Annotated in this window: 20 protein-coding genes and 1 tRNA gene; 15 read left to right on the top strand and 6 right to left on the bottom strand. The window is 36.8% G+C overall.

All coding sequences use genetic code 11. The features are described 5' to 3' along the window. The first annotated feature begins 61 nt into the window (after window positions 1-61). From EVJ47_03220 to EVJ47_03210, 3 genes are all read left to right on the top strand, one after another. Window positions 62-1282 (top strand): AAA family ATPase, encoded by a 1221-nt coding sequence (locus EVJ47_03220; GenBank protein RZD15295.1) that lies wholly within the window; start codon window positions 62-64, stop codon window positions 1280-1282. A gap of 14 nt (window positions 1283-1296) precedes the next feature. Beyond that, window positions 1297-2040, top strand: a complete 744-nt coding sequence (locus EVJ47_03215; GenBank protein ID RZD15294.1) for a 1-acyl-sn-glycerol-3-phosphate acyltransferase — start codon at window positions 1297-1299, stop codon at window positions 2038-2040. A gap of 208 nt (window positions 2041-2248) precedes the next feature. Next, complete coding sequence (locus EVJ47_03210; protein ID RZD15293.1) at window positions 2249-3913, top strand: ribonuclease J; 1665 nt, start codon at window positions 2249-2251, stop codon at window positions 3911-3913. A 314-nt stretch (window positions 3914-4227) separates the two neighbouring features. Here the strand turns inward: EVJ47_03210 and EVJ47_03205 are convergent, their stop codons facing one another. Then, on the bottom strand, window positions 4228-4494 hold the full coding sequence (locus tag EVJ47_03205; protein RZD15292.1) for a hypothetical protein: 267 nt from the start codon (window positions 4492-4494) through the stop codon (window positions 4228-4230). A 250-nt stretch (window positions 4495-4744) separates the two neighbouring features. Further along, window positions 4745-5581 (bottom strand): IclR family transcriptional regulator, encoded by an 837-nt coding sequence (locus tag EVJ47_03200; GenBank protein ID RZD15291.1) that lies wholly within the window; start codon window positions 5579-5581, stop codon window positions 4745-4747. Between the two features lie 184 nt (window positions 5582-5765). Between EVJ47_03200 and EVJ47_03195 the strand changes: the two genes are divergently transcribed. Both EVJ47_03195 and amrS read left to right on the top strand, forming a co-directional pair. After that, window positions 5766-9356, top strand: coding sequence for a diguanylate cyclase (locus tag EVJ47_03195; protein ID RZD15290.1), 3591 nt, complete (start codon window positions 5766-5768; stop codon window positions 9354-9356). A 236-nt stretch (window positions 9357-9592) separates the two neighbouring features. Further along, complete coding sequence (amrS, locus tag EVJ47_03190) at window positions 9593-10621, top strand: AmmeMemoRadiSam system radical SAM enzyme (GenBank protein RZD15289.1); 1029 nt, start codon at window positions 9593-9595, stop codon at window positions 10619-10621. A 300-nt stretch (window positions 10622-10921) separates the two neighbouring features. Here amrS and EVJ47_03185 read toward each other — a convergent pair whose 3' ends face one another. From EVJ47_03185 to EVJ47_03175, 3 genes are all read right to left on the bottom strand, one after another. After that, window positions 10922-11167: a hypothetical protein gene (locus EVJ47_03185; protein RZD15288.1), complete on the bottom strand. Its 246-nt coding sequence runs from the start codon at window positions 11165-11167 to the stop codon at window positions 10922-10924. Then, window positions 11160-11747, bottom strand: coding sequence for a hypothetical protein (locus tag EVJ47_03180; protein ID RZD15287.1), 588 nt, complete (start codon window positions 11745-11747; stop codon window positions 11160-11162). The genes EVJ47_03185 and EVJ47_03180 overlap by 8 nt, the downstream gene beginning before the upstream one ends. Before the next feature lie 193 nt (window positions 11748-11940). Next, window positions 11941-13023, bottom strand: a complete 1083-nt coding sequence (locus tag EVJ47_03175) for a murein L,D-transpeptidase (GenBank protein RZD15286.1) — start codon at window positions 13021-13023, stop codon at window positions 11941-11943. A gap of 214 nt (window positions 13024-13237) precedes the next feature. Here EVJ47_03175 and EVJ47_03170 point away from each other — a divergent pair. The 5 genes from EVJ47_03170 (at window position 13238) to EVJ47_03150 (ending at window position 17160) form a co-directional block, all read left to right on the top strand. After that, window positions 13238-13311, top strand: a tRNA-Gln gene (locus EVJ47_03170). A 125-nt stretch (window positions 13312-13436) separates the two neighbouring features. Then, a complete protein-coding gene (locus EVJ47_03165; protein ID RZD15285.1) occupies window positions 13437-14462 on the top strand; it encodes a site-specific integrase in 1026 nt (341 codons plus the stop codon). A gap of 119 nt (window positions 14463-14581) precedes the next feature. Further along, window positions 14582-14845 carry an AbrB/MazE/SpoVT family DNA-binding domain-containing protein gene (locus EVJ47_03160; GenBank protein ID RZD15284.1) on the top strand — a complete coding sequence of 88 codons (264 nt, stop codon included), beginning with the start codon at window positions 14582-14584 and terminating at the stop codon, window positions 14843-14845. Beyond that, on the top strand, window positions 14833-15258 hold the full coding sequence (locus EVJ47_03155) for a PIN domain-containing protein (GenBank protein ID RZD15283.1): 426 nt from the start codon (window positions 14833-14835) through the stop codon (window positions 15256-15258). The genes EVJ47_03160 and EVJ47_03155 overlap by 13 nt, the downstream gene beginning before the upstream one ends. 1149 nt (window positions 15259-16407) lie before the next feature. Beyond that, entirely contained in the window at window positions 16408-17160 is a 753-nt protein-coding gene (locus EVJ47_03150; GenBank protein RZD15282.1) for a hypothetical protein, read from the top strand. Between the two features lie 4 nt (window positions 17161-17164). Here EVJ47_03150 and EVJ47_03145 read toward each other — a convergent pair whose 3' ends face one another. Beyond that, window positions 17165-17518, bottom strand: a complete 354-nt coding sequence (locus tag EVJ47_03145; protein ID RZD15281.1) for a hypothetical protein — start codon at window positions 17516-17518, stop codon at window positions 17165-17167. A 3-nt stretch (window positions 17519-17521) separates the two neighbouring features. On the opposite strand from EVJ47_03145, the gene EVJ47_03140 reads away from it, so the two are divergent. The 5 genes from EVJ47_03140 (at window position 17522) to EVJ47_03120 (ending at window position 20789) form a co-directional block, all read left to right on the top strand. After that, window positions 17522-17881, top strand: a complete 360-nt coding sequence (locus EVJ47_03140) for a dUTP diphosphatase (GenBank protein RZD15280.1) — start codon at window positions 17522-17524, stop codon at window positions 17879-17881. Between the two features lie 364 nt (window positions 17882-18245). Continuing rightward, window positions 18246-19034 carry a hypothetical protein gene (locus EVJ47_03135; protein RZD15279.1) on the top strand — a complete coding sequence of 263 codons (789 nt, stop codon included), beginning with the start codon at window positions 18246-18248 and terminating at the stop codon, window positions 19032-19034. A 27-nt stretch (window positions 19035-19061) separates the two neighbouring features. Then, window positions 19062-19517, top strand: a complete 456-nt coding sequence (locus EVJ47_03130) for a hypothetical protein (GenBank protein ID RZD15278.1) — start codon at window positions 19062-19064, stop codon at window positions 19515-19517. 75 nt (window positions 19518-19592) lie between these two features. Then, the gene (locus EVJ47_03125) at window positions 19593-19913 is read left to right on the top strand and encodes a hypothetical protein (GenBank protein RZD15277.1); all 321 of its coding nucleotides are present in this window, start codon (window positions 19593-19595) and stop codon (window positions 19911-19913) included. A gap of 114 nt (window positions 19914-20027) precedes the next feature. Then, window positions 20028-20789, top strand: a complete 762-nt coding sequence (locus tag EVJ47_03120) for a hypothetical protein (GenBank protein ID RZD15276.1) — start codon at window positions 20028-20030, stop codon at window positions 20787-20789. Window positions 20790-20830 lie beyond the last annotated feature (41 nt).

Below are 20830 nucleotides of genomic sequence, written 5' to 3'. Positions count from 1 at the left end.
TTTGACAAAAAAATAAAATTATTGTTAAATATGTTTAACAATTAATATTAAAATATATCAAATGGATTTTAATATATTTTTTGAAGAACAACAAAAATTAATACGAAATATATCTTTAAAGAATAAAAGATATTTATACGAAAAAATAAAATGGGGAAATAAATGTATTGCTTTACTCGGACAAAGAGGGGTGGGAAAAACTACCCTTATGCTGCAGTATCTTAAAGAATTTTATCATGATAACCCTAAAGCTCTTTATATATCGGCAGATAATCCTTATTTTAAAGCCGTCTCCCTTTATGAATTTGCCCAGCAATTTGAGAAATTGGGAGGGGATGTTTTATTTATAGATGAAATCCATAAATACGACGAATGGTCGTCCCATATTAAATCCATCTACGATATGACGGATTTGAAGGTCGTTATTTCCGGCTCTTCTATGCTTAGAATCCACAAACAAAAAGCCGATTTAAGCAGAAGAATGAATGTATATAGGTTAGCCAACCTTTCTTTTAGGGAATATTTGCAATTTAACGATGTTATTAAATTCGATTCTATTACGATAGAAGACATTTTTAAAAGCCACATTAAGACAGCGTCTGAAATTTCCTCTAAAATAAAACCCCTTCAGCATTTTAACGATTATATAAAATTCGGATGCTATCCTTTTATTTCCGAAGGGAAAGAACTTTATAGCAATAAACTTACAGGCATAATAAATCAGATACTGGAAAACGATTTGCCTTATATTACCAATATTAATTTTTCCCAAATAAATAAAATTAAAAAGCTTGTTTATTTAATTGCCGTATCAGTTCCTTTTTCTCCGAATATCGCCGAACTTGCAAGGATTACGGAAATCTCAAGACCTACGCTTATAGAATATTTATATTTTCTGGAACTGGCAAGCATTATAAATACCGTCTCATATAAGGGGCGAGGCTACGGAAAATTGGAAAAACCGGATAAAATATTTCTTTATAACACAAACATTGCAAATGCGATAACAAACAATCCGAACATCGGCAATATCCGCGAAACGTTTTTTATTAATCAATTTAAATCTTATAATTACAATAAAAAAGATTTCATAGTCGAAAATATACTTCTGTCGAAAAAAGGGGATTTTTTGATAGAAAACACATATACCATAGAGATAGGCGGCAGAAATAAATCATTCGAACAGATTAAAAGCGAAAATAACGCTTTTATAGCCGCAGACGATATCGAAATAGGTTTCAGAAATAAAGTACCCCTGTGGCTTTTCGGTTTTTTATATTAATTTAACATATCGGGATGAATAAAGTTCTTACGGCACGGTCTAATACGACAGTAAATTTCCTTTTAAGTTTGTATTGCTGGACGGTTATTTCGCTTTTCACCATAGTCTTGGGAACACTTGCCGTTATAACTTCGTTTTTCGGCGAAAAAATTCCGCATAATATAGCAAAATTATGGGGAGTTTTGATTTTAAAAGCCTGCCGCGTAAAAGTCGATATTACGGGTTCGGAAAACCTGTCCCCCGAAAATTCCTATATTATCACTTCCAACCACCAGAGCTATTTCGACATATTCGTTCTTCTTGCCCGCCTCGATACAGGCTTCAGGTTTATCGCAAAAAAAAGCCTTTTTAACATTCCGTTTCTCGGCCGGTCGATGAAAAGGCTCGGCTATATTCCGATAGACAGGGAAAATCTAAGGAGCGCGCTTAAAAGCGTTAAAAAATCAACCGAGATGCTTAAAAATAAAACCTCTATACTGATTTTTCCCGAAGGCACAAGGTCGCCGGACGGAAAACTATCGAGTTTTAAAAAAGGAGGACTTAATATGTTTTTAAAGCAGGGCAATATGACCGTTCTTCCGGTAGTTATTAAAGGCACTATAAACATTTTAAGAAAAAACAGCCTTGCCGTCCATCCGGGGCAAACAGTCGAGCTTCATATTTTAAAACCGATAGACGCCGCCGAAAAAGGCGATAGTAATCTTATAATCGAAAAAATAGAGCAGGAAACCCGCGCGGTTTTGGAATCCGGAATATAAAATTCTAACACGGGATTAGGGTAAATATTTTAATTGGAAAAGGTAATGTTATAATGATAAAATATACACAATGCGCTGGAGGTAAAATGAAAAATATTTTGAAATTTGCGGGAATTGCAAAAGGTATTTATAAAGAAAATTATATCGAAGAATTAAGAAGCGAATGGGAACAGCGGGAAATTAAAATAAAAAAAAATTAATTAATTTAATGCCTACATTAAAAGCAATACCCCTTGGGGGGCTTGGTGAAATCGGTCTCAACATGATGGTTTACGAGACCGAAAAAGATATTATAATAGTCGATTCAGGGATTATGTTTCCCGAGGACTACATGCTCGGGATAGATATGGTAATCCCCGACATCAGATATTTGTACGGCCCCGAAAAAAGGCAAAAAATCAGGGGCATCGTTCTTACCCACGGACACGAAGACCACATCGGCGCCATTCCTTACATATTGCGGGAGCTTAACCTTCCGATATTCGGCACCCCTTTTACCCTTGGAATACTTGAGGAAAAATTAAAAGAACACGACCTGCCTTTTAAGGTATCGCTTTTTACCGTAAAAACGGGTAATTCCATTACGCTTGGAGATTTTGAAATCGAGTTTATAAGAGTAGCCCACTCGATAATCGACGGAGCGAGCCTTGCCATAAAAACGCCCGTCGGAACTATAATACATACGGGCGATTTTAAATTAGACCAGACATTGGACAAAAACTCCGCAACCGACATTAACAGAATTGCCCATTACGGAGATAACGGCGTTCTGGCATTATTTTCCGATTCGACCAATATTGAAAAAGAAGGTTTTACTATATCGGAAAACGATATAAAAAAAACATTCAGAAATATTTTTCAGGGCAACGGCAGAAGAATTATAGTAGCCCTTTTTGCGTCAAACATACACAGGATTTCCGAACTTCTTTCCCTTGCCGTAGAATTTAATAAAAAGGTTATATTCAGCGGAAGAAGCCTCCTCACATATACTAAAGTCGCAAGGAAATTGGGATACTTAAAAATTCCCGAGGATATTTTAATAGACGAGGAAACGATCGACTATTATAAGCCGGAGGAGCTTTTGATATTAACGACGGGAACGCAGGGCGAAGCAATGTCCGCGCTTTCGAGAATATCCGTTAACGACCACAAATATATAAAGATTAAGCCTGACGACCTTGTCCTTTTATCCTCGAAATTTATCCCCGGAAACGAAAAAGCGATATCAAAAATCATAAACAACCTTTATAGAAGGGGGGCGGAGGTTTATTACGAAAACATTTCGGAAATCCATGTTTCGGGCCACGCAAGCAAAGAAGAACTTAAACTTATGATAAATATCGTAAAGCCTAAATATTTTATACCGGTTCACGGCGAGCTAAAGCACCTCTACCAGCATAAAAAACTTGCCGTAAGCGCGGGGATTCCGGCTGACAGCGTTTTTGTTCTGGAAAATGGCAACAGCCTTGTATTTACGGAAGATAGGGAATGTTACGCGGATGAAAAAGTTTACGCGGGGAGAATTTTTGTGGACGGGAAGGGCATCGGCGATGTCGGCACCCATACCTTAAAGGAAAGGGCGCATCTTTCGGAAAACGGAATGATTATAGTTTTGCTTGTAGTCGATGCCAAAACATCGAGCATAATATCGGGACCGGAGATTGTTTCAAAAGGCTTTGTCTTTGAGGATTATTTTAAAGAATTAAACGAAACGCTTCGTAAATTGGTAGTTCATGCTATAGAAGAAAATCAGAAATACGACACCGTCGATTGGGTGAAAGTTAAGGATGACATCAGGCGGGCGTTAAAGAAATATTTAAATAAGACGATAGACAGGCATCCGTTTATTTTCCCGATGATTACGGAGGTTTAAATTAATATAATTATTTTAATATAAATCTTGTTAAAAACATTTTTTTAATTTTAATTATGATATACTTTAATTAATGTAAACGATTAAAGATATTTGGAATTTAACCGTTTAATTTATAAAGGCTTACGGAGGTGATTAAAATGGCTTGTGCTTCAAAAAAGTCAACATCTAAAAGCAAACCGGCAAAAGAAAAAGGCAAATAAGGCAAGGTTGCGCTTTTTGGATAGTTTTGCCGCAAAACGCTTTTATTTTTAAGGAGTTTTCCAACGCCTTAATTTAAAAGCGTTTTGTCGTTATGGGATAAAACAAAACGCTTAATCTTCTTCGTTTTCTTCGCCGGCATCGTCGGGATTTTCGCCGCTGTCCATCTTGGAGCGGCGCGCCTTTGTTCTTTCGATTCTGGTATCTATTCTTTTAACAAAGCTGTCGAAAACCCCTTCTATCGCAAAAATCATTTCTTTGTTGGCGTTTCCCAAATGCTCGACGACATCTACGGGAATTCTATCGTATATTGCGTCAACAATCCTGTGCCTGAATTCGGACCTCTTTTCCCTAAAGGATTTCTCGTCTTTTAAAAGCATTTTTAACCCTCCGTATATTTTAAATCAGATATAAGCGAGCGGGAACAGACATTCAATAAAATCATTATACCCCAAAAATTGTGAAAATTCAAATTATTCTTAAACAATAATCCTGCAATAGAAATTTATTTTCTGGATTCCTGCTTACGCAGGAATGACAATGCAGAGATTGGGGTTTTAATCCAAAAGGTGTCATTCCCGCGAAAGCGGGAATCTATATAATATAGGAGTTTATATCGGCAATTTTGGATTATTCCGAATATTTTTTCCCTATTTCGTAGCCGAGTTTTCCTGAAATGGTGTTGCTTGCCTCGATTGTAAGGGGGATAATAATGTTTTTAAGTTTTTCGGGCGTCGTGCGTATAACCGGGGCGGACACCGATATGCCGCCGATAATATGGGTGGTATAATCCCTTAAAGGCGCGCCCACGCAAATAATGCCCTCGTCGAGTTCTTCGTTGTCTATCGCGTATCCCTGCCGCCTTATCTTTTCCAGTTCTTTAAACAGATTTTCCTTATCCGTTATAGTGTTTTTTGTAAACGCCTTAAGTTTATCGGGCAATAGTCTTTCTATCGCATCTTTAGATTCAAAAGCTATCTGGGATTTTCCAATAGCCGTGGCATAAATAGGAAGCATGTTTCCGACCCTCGAAGCGACCTTCAATACCTGCTCGGCTTCGACTATATCGAGATAAATAACATTTTTTTCCCTTATAACCCCTACATAAGCCGATTCCTTAATTTTGCCGACTAATTCCTTAAGCACGGGCTTTGCAATGCTTAACAGCCTTAAATGGTGAATAAAGGATTGTCCGAGTTCCAAGCTTTTTAATCCTAGACGGTAGTTTTCCGTAAAAGTGTCCTGTTCGATGTATCCCATGTATTCTAATGTGGCAAGAAGCCTGAAAATCTTATTTTTATGGAGCTTGAGGATTTTGCTTAATTCGCTGACGCCGAGTTCCGGTTTTTCCCCTTTAAAAGCCTCCAAGAGTTCCAGCGAATTTAAAACGGTTTTAATGATATAGCCTGCTTTATCCTTTTTTTTATGAATGTTGTCCTTTATATCTTTTTTATTTTTTGCCTGCATAGCCTCTTTCACCTGTTATTGTTTTAATTTAAAAATATAATTTATTTTAATTTTACATAAATAAAAAATAAAATGCAATTTAAAGATAAAACAACATTGTTATGTATTATTAATAAAGATAAAATAAGATATAATATAGATAATACTATTCAAAATGATATGAATTAAAAGAAAATAAAAAAATATGCCGAAAATAAATATTAATTCCATAAAATTTAAAATATATTTTCTTTTTATCATATCGAACCTTGTCGTTTTTTCGATAGGCATATTTTTAACCGTCCATTATATTGCCTTATACAGCCGTAAATCTTTAAGGGAAGAGTTAAGGTCCGGGTTAATGACGGGGCAAATGGAGTTTATAGGCGACAGGAACTATATGCTCGAAAAGGCTAACGATATTGTCGCGCATAACTTTAAAAGCCGGTTTATACGAAAAATATCCGATTCCAAAAAAATATCGAGCATAGTATTGATAAAAATAAAAAACGGGCAGGCGGATTACATAAATAAGTTTAAATATAAATATAACAATAAAGTAAAAAAATTAAGCAACTATCAAAGATTTATGGGAATTATTTTAACAAGAAAACAGGCTATATTTACCGGATTCGGGAGGGATAAATCGGACAGGCTTATCTCACTCAGGGTAATTTACTGGCTGATACATAAAAACAACGGGTTTATAATTATTTTAAATAAGCATATAACCAGCGATTATTTAAGAAGCATAGTCCTAAAAAATCATATGGCGGTGAATCTGGGCGTCTATTACGGAGCTAAGAGGTCGGCGGTTTCAACCGTAAAAAACCATAGGTATTGGGGCTTAGGCCAGAGCGCCACGGAAAAACAGCTCTTAGTTTTAAAAAAAGGCAAAAGCGTTTATACATTCGTAATCGTAAACGGCGTCATGTTTTATATATACAATAAACCGATAAAAAACTACGGCGGCAGGATAATAGGGATTTTAGGTTCAGGGATAGAACAGTACAGATGGTTCTGGTATCTTTCGAAGATTTATATTCCGATACTTTTTTTCATCGGTTTATCTATTTTTACAATCCTGATTTTTTATTTAGTTAATAAAAAATTTTCGGACCCATTTTACGACCTTTTAAAAAGCATCGAAAAAATAGACCCGAATAACCCGGAAAGGCAGGATTTGGCAGGCAAATATCAAAATAAGGAAAGCGAATTTTACGAGTTTGCAAAAGCTATTACGGCTCTAAATGACACGATAATAGAAAAACAGGAAGAAAATAACCTTATCGTATCGAATATAAACTATTTTTCTAAAACCGTTTCCGACAGGGATGATTTTAATTCGTTAACCATTAAACTTATGAACTTGATAGTCGAAAGAATGGGTTACAGCTATGCATGGTTCGGCGTTTTGGACGAGGACAGGAAAGAGGTAAAAATAATCAATGCCTATAATAACGATTTTAGTTATACAAATAATCTGATGCTTAAATATGACGACCAGGCCGGCGGCTTAAAGTATTCGCAAAATTTAGCGGCAAGGGCGATAAAATCCAAGAATTATGCGGTGATAAACGATGCCTTAAGCGATACGACCATTCCGCTTTATAAAGATAAACTTTTAGAATATAAATTTTTATCCTTAGGAGTGTTTCCATTGATCGCCCAAGGGAATATTATAGGCGTGCTGGGGATATATTCGGGCAAGAAAGATGCTTTTGACAGTATTAAGGCAGGAGCGATTTTTAATTTGGCAAATTATGTTTCATATTTAATGACCTATCTGAAAAACCTTAAAAGGTCGCAGGTTTTATCCGAAATGGCGGAACAAATATTATCTCCCCTCGTAACAGGGCATGGACATGGTTTGATTAAGTTTTACAATAAAGAATTTTTGAATAATTTAGAAAATAATTTACAAACCGATTTTATTGAGTTTATAGTTTACGACAAGACTAAAAATGAGATTACGGAAAGCGTGTTTTCAAGGGGATGGGATTATAATATAGGTATAAGCTCCATAGCGCCCGCCCCGACATTATTTGTTCAAAAAAGAATAGTGGAAAACAGGCTGGATACCTATAATTATCAGGAAGACGAATTTGCAACCGAAGGTTTTAAAAATATGGGCGTCAAAGACATAATTCTTTACGCATTCGAAGGAACGGGAGGCAGAAGGTATCTGGCGGTAACCGGCGTAATCAACAGAAGAACGGCGTTTTACGGCGAAGATTTAGAATTTTTCAGGGACGGCATAAATCTTTTTGCCACATATTTTGAGATTAATACGCTTTTCGAGAAATTAGATTCGTCTTTGGGACTACTGGAAAACAGGGAAAATTTGATAAATAAAATGGTCGAGTTCGGGGTTGTTTCCATAAATTTGACGGATAAAGTCGTAAGCCTTTACAACGATTACTTTGCTCAGGTTTTTAATCTGGACAAGTTTTCCGCCCCGATAAGTTTAGATAAATTTTATGAAAATATAAAACCTGCTTTCGAGGGCGAAAATTTTGCTTACAATATCTTCGAAAAATATATAAAAAACAGATATGTAACCACGATAGAAAGCATAGAAATCAATCTTAAAAGCGGGATTATATTAAGTATGAAGTCGAGCATATTTTTAACCAAAAGCGGCGGCATTATAAGGCTTCTTGTGTTCGGAAATATTACCGAACCCCGGAATTACACAAAAAACTTGGAAGACTTGACTAAAAAGCTTAATTTATTAAACGATTTGTCATATAAATTATCTACGGTTTTTACGCTTGAGTACGCCTTAAAGATATTTGCGGAGGGGTTATACGCGGTAAAAAATACAAAAGGTAGCGGAAGCACCTCGCTTCATATAAACATATTCGATACGATTAGCAAAAAGACCGTAACTTCTTTGATTTGTACAAAAAAAGAGGAAGAGATAGAAAAAGGGAGAGGGAATGGGTTTATTGACGAAAACCGGCGGGTGAAAATGATGGTGGCAACAAATAAAATCGATTACGACGATTACCTTTCAAGCTGCAAGCTTTTAAAAAACGGCGGCGGAAAGGACAAGACGGTTAACGACTGTGAATTTCGCGGGACGGACGGCGGTTATACCTGTTTTTCGTTAAAAATTAGCAATGAGGTCGTCGGAACGGTTTCGGTCGAATCAAAGGACAAAGATTTCTTTACCGAAGAGATAACAGGATTAATAAAAGAGATAATCAATATAGCTTCGCCGGTTTTTGCAAAGCTGATATTAATCGAAACAAACAAAGACCTTGCGATTACCGACCCTTTGACGGGGATATACAACAGGAGATACATGTACGAGTTCGCCAAAAGGGAGATTATAAGGGCGAATAGAAATTCAACTAATCTTTCCATGGCGATTTTAGACATAGATAGATTTAAGAATATAAACGATAATTACGGACATCAAATCGGCGATAGCATGCTGGCGGAATTTGCCGTAGATTTAAGAAATATTCTGATGAGAGGGCAGGATATTATCACAAGGTACGGCGGGGACGAATTTGTTATAATCCTGCCGGATACGGATAGACAAAATGCCGTAAATCTTATGGAAAAACTAAGGAATTATTTTAAAAGCAAGACATATAGCTTCGAAAATAATGTCAGCATAAGTATTACTGTGTCCTCGGGCGTTTCATCGGTGAAACACCCGCTTAAGCCTAAAATCATAGACAACAACGGCGCGGTCGAGGACATTTTAAATGATCTTTTAAAGGTTGCGGATGAAAATCTTTACAGGGCGAAAGATTTGGGAAGAGACAGGGTAGTCGGGTGAAAGATATGAAGGATTGGCGGAAAAGCATCGTAAAGTGCAATAACGATCCCAAATCCCGATTTAGAAAATATTTATATATTCTAATGATAAGCAATTCTGGATTCCCGCCTACGCGGGAATGACACCCAAAGGGTGAATATTTAAATCGCAGTTTAGTCATTCCCGCGAAAGCGGGAATCCAGAAAATAAAATCCTAAATCAGGATTTGGGACGATAAATAGAGGTGAATATATAAAATGGTTGCTATAAGGCTTTTTAAAAAAGAGGGTGAATATGTCCAATGCCTGATTTGCGCGCATAAGTGCCGGATTAAAGAAGATAAACTGGGGGTCTGCAAGACGGTTTTAAATAAAGGCGGGGAGTTATACAGCATAAATTACGGGATTTTAGTGGCTCAAGGCGTTGACCCGGTTGAAAAAAAGCCGTTATTCCATTTTTTGCCGGAAACTTTTTCGTATTCGATTGCCTCGCCGGGGTGTAATTTCAGGTGTCTGGGATGCCAGAATGCGGATATTTCCCAGAGTTACAGGGATGAAAGCTATGAATCGTATCTTGAATATTTTAAGGGGATAAAAAGAACTCCGCCGGAAGGGGTTGTAGAGAGCGCCATAAAAGCAAATTGCAAGTCTATTTCATATACCTATACCGACCCGGCGGTTTTTTTTGATTACAGTTTAGATGTTATGGAGCTTGCGCATAAGAACGGTTTAAAAAATGTGTTTGTTACAAATGGCTATTACACCGAAGAATCGGTTGCGGCGGTTAAAGGGCTTTTAGATGCGGCAAATATAGATATAAAGTTTTTCAATGATAGCAGTTACAGGAGGATTTGCGGCGGAAGACTGGAGCCGGTGCTGGAAGCCGTAAAAATGTTTTATAAAAACGGCGTGCATCTTGAGCTTACCACGCTGCTTATAGACGAATACAACAATACGCCAAAAGAAATCAAAGACATAGCGGATTTTATCGTTTCGGTAAGTCCCGACTTGCCGTGGCATATTTCGAGATTTTTCCCGCTTTATAAGATGAAAGACGGACAGGCTACGCAGCAAGAAAGCATTATAAATGCTTATAATATCGGAAAAGAGGCGGGGCTTAAGTATATTTATGCGGGCAATATAAGGTTGAACGGCTATGAAGACACCGTTTGCCCTTCGTGCAAAAAACTTTTAATAAAAAGGCAGGGATATAGCATTTTGGAAAATAATGTTATTAACGGAAATTGTAAATTTTGCGGGTATAAAATTTACGGGGTGTTCGAATAATAAAGAAGGATGCGGGCTATTTTATGACGTCCGAAACGGTTATAATTTTTTGTGATTCTAAGGGAATTTCCAGATCCCTTCTTTTTGTTTGCGGAAGGGTTCCTTTATGAAAATCCCTAATTATCTCTTTAAGTTTCTCTTTCATAAAGAAACAATATGCATATTATTTGTAAAAGATTTAATTGGTTTTCCGGCTTATTCGGCGATTCCGACTCTGCTTCCTCTACCGCTGATATAGGAGTAAATCCCGCATCGGGGCTGCCGATGATGGACGATTCCATGATAGACGGGCAGGCAATCCTATTTTAAAGCGGCAGGTTTAATAACATCGTAGAAATACGGCAAAACTAAATTACCCGCTTCGTCTATAAACGGGGGGTATTTTTCTGCTCGGGCAATAGACATCCTTAAAAGCATTTTGTCCTTATACCTTCTCCTTTTCAGGTGTCCCCTTTTATCAAAAGGATAAAGCCCCATTTTGACTAACTCCGGCTTTTTTGTTCTGGAAAGGTTTACAATTTCCTTATAATCCCATGTTCTATCCATTTTTTCCGGTTTTCTCCAAATGCGGTTTGGGCATTTTATATATTTTGTTCTTTGCTTTTTTCAGGATATCCTCCACCTGTTCTTCTAATGCCCTCCGCCTCAGGTATTTTTCATCTATTTTTCCCTTATAGTTATACAAAAGTATGATACCCCATCTCAAATCCTCGTCTATTTTCCAGAATTTATAACTGCAAAACCTGTCGATTATAAGGTCTTCGACCGTAATCAAAGTTATTATGGTATTATCGTTGATCTTGATTTTATTAGTCAGCTTTTTATCAAAAATACTTCCGCACACATCTATATAAATATCGAGGTCTTCATTAACTATAAACCTGTCTATTTCTTTGAATCCCCATTTTTTTAAAATATTAAGTATGGACTGCTTGCTTTCGTTTATAATTATATCTATGTCTCCTGTGGTATAATTTCCTTGCGTGTATATTTCAAGAGCCTCTCCGCCGACTACGACCGGTAAAAACATATTGTTTTTTCTAAGCTCTTCCGTTAAAAACCCAAGGAAAGCGACCCTTCTCTTTGCCGGTTCTTCGATTTTTTTTAAAACTGCCTGTATATTCATGCCATGTTTTGATATATTAATGATTTATATCTAAACTTATATCTAATTAGTAGATTTACATATGCCATTACGCAAAGATTATACCAAAATAAATAGCATAATTAAAGGGCGTAAAGGCATAAATGTCAATAACTGTTAAAATGTCTATCTGTAATTATCTATAATAAAGGTTATCCCAATGTTTTTCCGGTTTTTAAAAGGTTTTTTCACTGCTTGCAACGGTTTTATCTTTATATGTCGAATATGCCGATGCGGATTTGGCAGGTTTAGCCTGAACTTTGGCCTGGGTGCAGGCTCCGGAGGCGGCAGCGCCGCTCCTTTGTTTTGTTGCCGCCGGTCCGGTGGTTCCAAGCACCGTGACAATTGTTCCGTAACCTATGTTTTTGTGCAGGAATCTGGCATTGTCGTAAGGCAATTCCACGCACCCGGCCGACTGAGGAAATCCATAATGGGTGCGGGCGATATAATGCAGAGCTATTCCGCCGTTAAAATAATCCGCGTACTTAATGCCGGAATCATTGTACGCGATCCATTTTACGGGGTGTCCGTCTAAGCACCCGACCATGCGGGGATGTTTTAATTTCAGCGATTCGTAAACTTTCATGGAAATCCGGGAGGGGGACAAGCCGCTCATCGCAGTGCTGTGAAAGCGGAGGAAGACATACCATGTCCCGTCGGGAGTGGTCGCAAATTCACCCGTATTTGCCGGAGACGAAAAAACCTTTCTGCCGTTTTCGTAAAGTTCGACCATCTCGCCTTTCGCGGCCTGCCTGACTAATATCCATTTCCACGGGTAAGGGTCTAATTCCCCCTTTGCCGCGCTTTTTTTCAGTTCGGACAAAAGCCTTCCGTTTATTTGAGGTTTTGCGTATTCCCCGTCATGCAGCATGCCCGACGCCTCGAGATATTGCGTTATTGCCCCTAAAATAAACGGGTTTTGGGGGTTCCATTTATATGAGTCCGCGGTTTTCTGCAAAGCTTTCGGAACCGGAAACGAAAATTCGTAGCCGTATTTACCGGAGGGGGAAACCGAAACAGGGAGATAACGCAAGTAATGCAAATATTTTACGATGCAGGGGAATTCGGCGGTACTTTTACACCCTAAATGGCCGGAAGATTCACCGGATAGGGCGGCGGCGGATTTTAACTTATCCAAAAAGGCGGATGTTTTGCTTGAGGACGACGGCATATATTTCTCGATAGCCGCAGTAAACAAAATTAAAATAATAATTGCAGATGCGGCTAAAATATAAAAATACCGTGCCTTAAATTTCATAGTTAAATTCCATTTCCTCCGAGTAAATATTATAACATTTTATTTGCCGATTTTTTATAAAATTTAGATAAATTAATAAATTTTTTTATGTCCCAAATCCAGAAAATAAATTTCCAAATCGGGATTTGGGTATGTTATTTTTATTGACCTTTTTTGATGCTTTATCATATAATAGTAGAACTTATTCTTGATAAAACCCGCATTTTTATCAATTTGGGGGATCGTCTAGCGGCAGGACCTGGGACTCTGACTCCCATTACGGAGGTTCGAATCCTTCTCCCCCAGCCATTTAAAAACCGCAGGAAATAAGGCATTTCAGACAATATCCTATCTTGACATAATTTCTAAAATTTACTAAAATTTATGTAAATTTATAAAATTTTGGATACAAAAACGGATACATAGGATACAGTATGAATATTTATAAAAGAGGGCAGGTTTACTGGTGCAAATTCAGGATAGATAATAAATTATACCAATATTCCTGCAAGACTAAAGATAAACCGGCGGCAAGTGAAATTGCGGCGGCTATTTATGCCGATACAATAAGGGATAGATTTAATATACCGATTAAAAATAAAGCTGTATATAATTTTAAAGAAGTTTTTACGGAATATACAAAGCAGAGAAAAGAGAAAATCAGAGAAAGAACCGCATCAAATCATTTTCTACCCATTCTATCTAATAAAGAGATTATAAATATTACGCCTATTGACATTAAAAATTATCAGTTCCAAAGAAAACTTGAAATAATAAACTTAGAAAAAAATATAGGCAAGAGAGAGTCAGAAATTAATTTTAGGTCGGTAAATTATGAGATAGCTATCCTGCGTAATTTCTTTAATTACTGCATAGAGAAAGAGATTATTGATAAGAACCCTGCCTCCGGTATCAAGAAACTAAACGAATTATCCCGCCTTAAAACTTTAAGCAACGAAGATATAGATAAACTTATTGCCGGAGCGACGAATAAGCTGACAAAAGATTTAATAACTTTTCTGATTTATACCGGCTGTCGTAAAGGCGAGGCTTTAAATCTTAAATGGGACGACGTAGATTTGCAAAACGACGTAATTACAATTAAAGGCACAAAAACTAAATTTGACCGATATATTCCAATTTCAAAGCCGTTAAAGGCTATTTTGGTCGGCATTCAAAGAAATCAGGATAGTTTATATATATTTGAGAGGAACGGGACTAAATTAACCGATTTTAAACATTCTTTTCATACGGCGTGTCGCAAAGCCGGACTTAAGGATTTAAGAATTCATGATTTACGCCATGTCTTTGCGAGTAAAATGGTAATGAACGGAACGTCGCTTTATATAACGGGGGAGCTGTTGGGCCACAGAACGACTCAGATGACAAAGCGCTATTCGCATTTAGTCCCGGATACGCTTAAAAAAGCCGTTGACGATGTTTGGGGCAAAAAGAAATAAGTTCCTTTAATTTATTTGCATATTTTCTGAAAATAGGTATATAATATTTATATATTAAGAATAATTTATTAATATATAAATCAAATGAAATTTAAGACCCAGATGCGGAGGCGATATAAATGGAAACGTTAATAGTGGGAGAAAGAGGACAGATTACTATCCCGAGCAATTTAAGAAAAAAATATAATATAAAAAGCAAACAGCCTGTTATACTAGAAGAAAGAAACGGGGAACTCGTCATAAAACCGGCATATGCTATACCTTTAAAAAAATTAAAACAGGCAGCAAGAACATTTGACGATGATTTTGTAAAAGAACTTATAGAAGAAGATGTATTAAAAAAAGACGAAAAGGCTAAAATTCTAAAGAAATGGAAAAATTAAAGGTTTTTCTGGATAGCAACGTCGTATTTTCCGCCGCTTATTCAGAAAAAGGAAAATCCCGCTCCTATCTTTTCTTCGAGCTTCAAAATCTCAATATTATCAAAATTTATATATCAAATCTCGTTAAGTTTGAGTCGATTCACAACATAAAGATAAAGAAACCGGAAAAATTAGATTTTTTAAATGAACTTTTAAGCAAAGCCGATATAATTGAAGACGTTGATGTTTATTACGAATTTGCAAAGAACCTTCCCGAAAACGATAGGATAATTTTATCTTCGGCCGTTTATCACGATATAGATTTTTTTATCACGGGAAACACAAAAGATTTTTTAACTTTTTACAATAAGAAATTAAAAAATACTCTTATTTTGACCCCCAAAGACTTTTTAGAATTAACTTTCGAAAAATAAAATAAATCAGATACTTTTTTCTCGGGATACAAAACCCCCGTAAAATGATTTCAGGTTGAATTTATTATTATTTTACAATAATTTCGGGATATTTGCATATCCCGAATCCACCTATGCGGGTTGTATTAATTTATGGGAACATTATAATCATTTATAGATTCGATTAAAAATAATAATCTTATTTCAAATATAGCCGAGCTAGGAATAGGCACAAATAAAGAAGCTAAAAATATCCTTAATATTTTAGAAGCCGAAAAGATATTCGGTTCCATTCATATAGCTCTGGGAGATAATTCGTCCTTCGGGGGAAACGTGAGGGTTAATTTTCACGAAGATTTTATTTTGTTCGCACCCGTAATAAAAGTAACGACTAAAGCCGGAAAAGAGTTTATTCTTAAGCCTGCATAATACAAATTTATGGAATACGCAATTTTTGCCTAAATTTTCATTTTTCATATTGCCTTAATATAGAAGACATGCTATGCATAATTTACGTATTCATTATCATAATGGTTTTAATGGTCTAATCCTGTTTTAAAATAATTATAAATTATTTAAATATGATAGTATAATTTATTTGAGAAGGGTAAGATTAAATTAATTTATTACAACTTCATTAAAAGTAACTATATGAAAATCAACAAAATTTATACATTAATTTATATATCTTTTATTCCTGTTTTCGTATATCTTGCAGTTTTTATACCTAAAAATCTGAAAGCATCCGGGCATATTAATAAACCATCGTGGCTGCACTCTGTCCGCATTCCGGAGCCAGGGAGAAGAAGCGGATTGGATGCCGTCAGATTGATATATCCCGGCAACTTCTGGGCGGTAGGCGCTTATCAAATTAGTACCACCGATCGCACCTTCGCCATTCACTGGAATGGTAGAAGATGGGTGTATGTTTTTACACCAAACCCATCCGCGGGTTGGGCGCACTTTTTTGGCGTGGCGGGCAAAGGAGTAAATGATGTCTGGGCGGTTGGCACCTATGCGCCGAGTGATGCCGGGTGGCCCAACCTTACTTTCAGAACGCTTGCTGAACACTGGAATGGATTAAAATGGAGAGTAGTTCCTACGCCAAACAAGGGGAAGGCCGACACCCTTTTTGATATTGCTGTACTGGGACCAAACGACGCGTGGGCCGTGGGGGGCTACTACAATTCCAAAATTTCCTTTCAAAATCTTCAATTCGAGCATACAGGACATACATTGATAGAACATTGGAACGGCTATGGATGGAAAATAGTCCCCAGTCCTGATCCTGACAGAAGCTCATCGTTTGTCCGACCGGACGGTCATTTTCATCAGCGGATAACCGTGAACGCGCTTTCAGGTATTGCAGCCGTCAATTCCCATGATATATGGGCAGTGGGGCATTACTGGAACGGCGAGGCTAATCGAACTTTGATATTACAATGGAACGGACATCGCTGGATTCGCATACGCTCGCCAAATGCAAGCCGGTATGAAAATGTTTTATACTCTGCTGTTGCCATTTCGCCTCATAATGTCTGGGCTGCAGGAACCTACCGTCCGTTTCCACGAAAGCACTACCTGACGCTTATTGAACAATGGAACGGATATATATGGCGAAAAGTTCCAAGTCCGAACATACCTCGTCAGAATAATCAGCTATATAGCATCTCCGCATGGGGCAACAATGTGTGGGCGGTTGGCCGCCATGACAGTACAGGCGGAGGACCTCTTGCCATTCACTGGAATGGCAGAAAATGGGTGATAATACCAGGGCAAAAAGTTGGCAATTGTGGGTGCCTCAATACTTTTAACGGTGTAGCCGTTGGACCGGCGGCAATCTGGACAGCAGGCGAGTTTATGAATATGCAAGTTCATAAAAGTTTTGTTGAAACGGGCAGGTCTTTAAGAGTAAAACATTAGAATATTATTTTAATTCATTATTACCGATGGGCTTCGTCCCAGTTTTTCCCGATCCAATATTTATAACTAACGGAACATCTTTAAGAAGTTCCATTACTTTTCTTAGATTAAACCCGCATTTAACAAATCCTTTGAAAAATTTCAATTTCGTCGCAAATTCGGTAAGCAGGTCATAATTTACGGTATAATAACGGACTATATCGTTTTTGGAAGTATAGTATTCAATAAATTCTTTCAATAAGGAGTTTATTTTATTATACCTCTCATTGCCTATTTTCCACCACCGGGAATAAGATAATTCTTTCGTAATTATTTCAAAGAAACGGTTTAAAAGAGCCTCGAAAAGTGGCAGGGTCATTCCATGGTATTGCCGCGCCGGAACAGGTTAATATTACTATTCGTTGTTTATGGGAACATTATAATCGCACATACCGGCTTTAAAATGGAGTTTCCGATAGGCTACGCGGCGGTTATTAAAGAAAAGTCGGGGTTAGCCGTAAAGGGCGTAGAAATAAAAGGCGGTATTGTGGACCACGAATACAGGGGCGAAATCGTAGTGCTGGCAAAAAACAAATCTAAAGATATTATCACGTTATCGCCTGGTCAAAAAATAGCGCAGATGTTAATAGTTCCCGTGTGGACGGGACAACCGCAACGAGTCGTCAGCGTCAATACGGAGACTACAAGAAAGGATAACGGCTTTGGTTCTACCGGGGAATAAAATGCTATCTAAAATCTTATTTCAAAAAAGATATGCAAAAAGCGGAGGCTAAAATTGAGTGACAAAATTATGACCAAATCTTTTAGAATAATAATATCTATTACAATATATTTTGTTTTTATTTCGCCGGTATTTTTTTTATTTTTTACAGCAGACGTATTGCATCTTTCTGTGACTGACTGTACAGACGCTTTATATCTATATATGTTTGTTATTTGGCCGTCGGCTTTGGCTTTTTTACTATATTCACTATTATAATTGGGCGGATATCTCAAAAAGATATGCAAAAAATAAAACAGGAAATGTAAAAAATAACGAATCTTAATGTCGTCCGGTAACCGGACAAGATTAACCGACAAATCTTATGAATCAAAATTCATTAATCAATAAAACAACTTATTCCGTCAAATCTCAGCTATCCGAAAACGGAATTTTATATAACAAAATTTTCGTTTTCATTGCGGACAAGTTTTATAACGGCGTAAGATATAAGACCTATTTTTCGAATCAGAACGGAGCTTTCAGGGAACTTACGGAGGTTATAGAAAACGGATATAATATCGACGATTACGAAACCATTAAGGATTTTATAAACGACTATCCGGGCTATGCGGGTTTATCAAGAATAGGCGAGGTAGAAAATCTTAACGAATCTTTGAAGTTTAAAATCGATAGCGATATAAGCAGTATCGTTAATTTAGATATAGCGGGCTTAAATCTCGACGACTACGATTTTACGTGTTTGAGGCAGGCGGTTTACAAAAGACTTAAAGAAGAAGGGTTGACGGGCGAAAATATTATCGAAAAAATAGTTAAGCCGGCGCCGTTCAAGAAGACTATTTTTAAATACGTCCGCAGCGCGGACAGGATGGAAGAAAAAAGAGAGGCGTCGAAGCGGGAAACGGAAGAAATAGAAATTCAGGAAGATTTGATAGCGCAGGCTATATACGAAGATTTTGAAGAATTGAAAGGCAAAAAAGAAAAATACGGCAAAGACGACATAGAGGAATTGAGAAACGCTTTAAGCGTTTTAATAGAAAAATTCGGAAGGGACAAGGTTAAAATTTTTATAAGGTCGGTATATTTCAGGAAATGCGTAGATAGGTCTGTATTGGAAGTTCTTTTTCCGGAGAACTTCGCTATTAAAATATAGTAAAATATTTATAATGGGAGGCTAAAAATGTTTGAATCTTATAAACTCAAAAAAGCAAAGGCTAAACTTGAGATCAACGAAGTCAAAAAACAACTCAACGAAATTGAAGCGCAAAAAGAAAAAGAACGATGGGATAGGATGCCTCTATGGGAGCGCAATATTAAAACTGAAATGCTTCTCGCTAAATATAGTGTACCTAAAAATAAAGAGCACACTCCAAAATATTCAGCTATAATGGCTGGTATTTGGCTGGTAATTATTTCAGGAGGAGTTATACTTATCGGCGACGCTATTATTTGGACTATGCCGCCTTCCCCGCCGCATAGTCCATATATTACACATTCATATGCAACGATAGCATTTAGTTCTATGTTTAACAGTTCAGGATTTAAAGTTGCTTTTGGAGTTATAGATTTGCTCATTGCGATATTCGCATATATTGAAATCTACTATATTTATCGACGCGGATATGGGCATTATTAATAGAAATAGAGTAGAAAAGAAAATTGAGTATTTTTTAAAAGGATACTAAAATATAATAATTAAAATGGTGGGGAAATGACAAGCATCGAAAGAAATTCAGAAATTCAAAAACTTCAGGCGGCGGTTGATGAAGAAAGAAGGATGAGAAATGATGTTTTTGAAAAAAACATTGCCTCTGCTTCATTACAGCCTGAAGAAGAAAAAGCAATGAAGGATAAGTATCAAAAACTCGCCGAGGAAGTAGATTTTTATAAAAAATTAGATATTGGGCTAAAATATGAAAAAAATAATCCCACTATGGATGAAATTAGGGAATCTAACATGAAGTGGTTTATTATTTCAGTTTTAGTAATTTCTGTTATATGTATATCTATTTATTTTTCTGTTTTTTGGTAATGTTTTAAATGGACATTAACATTATTGATTTTTAACATTAATTTTATTTAAGAGGAGGCTAAAAAATGAAAAAAATCGCTTTATTTTTAATGCTGGCGGTATCGATGACCGCTCTTGCCGGTTGCGGGGCAAGTATGGGAAATAGTTCTATTAAAAACGAATCAAACGCTAAATTATCTGGACGTTATTAGTTCCGATGATATCTTAGGCAATCTTTTTGAACAGGTAGAAAAGACCTTAGATTTATTAAAATCTAAGTATCTCGTTTCTGTGATAGGCTATAAAGGGTTATACAGAAACGAAACTCTTGAATATCCCGAAGAAGCATTGAGGGAAGCGGTAACAAATGCCGTCGTGCATAGAGATTATGTAGGAGCGCACACTCAGATAAAGGTATATCCCGATAGATTAGTTTTATGGAATGAAGGCGGACTGCCTTCGGGAATGAAAATCGACGATTTAAAAAAATCTCATGCCTCAAAACCGCGGAATGAATTAATCGCAGACGTCTTTTTTAAAGCTGGCTTGATAGAAACGTGGGGAAGGGGAACGGTTAAAATAATCGAGGAATGTAAAAAAGCCGGACTGCCAGAACCGGAATTTAAAGAAGAATTCGGCGGCTTTTCGGTATATTTTTATAAGAAAACGGATTTTTATTCCGAAGATAATTTAAAAAAATTAGGATTAAATCAGAGACAGATAAAATTAGCCCTGTATATAAAAGAAAATAAAAGCGCAAATTTATCTTCCCTCGAAGGAATAATGCCGGATGTATCAAGAAAAACCCTTTACAGAGATTTGCGGGAACTTGCGGACAAGAATATCTTGAAAGCGACCGGCGCTAAGAAGCTTAGAATATATGAACCAGTAAAATAATTCGTTATCGGACATTTATCGGACATTTATCGGACATTTCT

The sequence above is a fragment of the Candidatus Acidulodesulfobacterium ferriphilum genome (genome assembly GCA_004195035.1).
Classification (GTDB): Bacteria; SZUA-79; SZUA-79; order Acidulodesulfobacterales; family Acidulodesulfobacteraceae; genus Acidulodesulfobacterium; species Acidulodesulfobacterium ferriphilum.
This window is presented reverse-complemented; position numbering and strand designations above follow the sequence as displayed.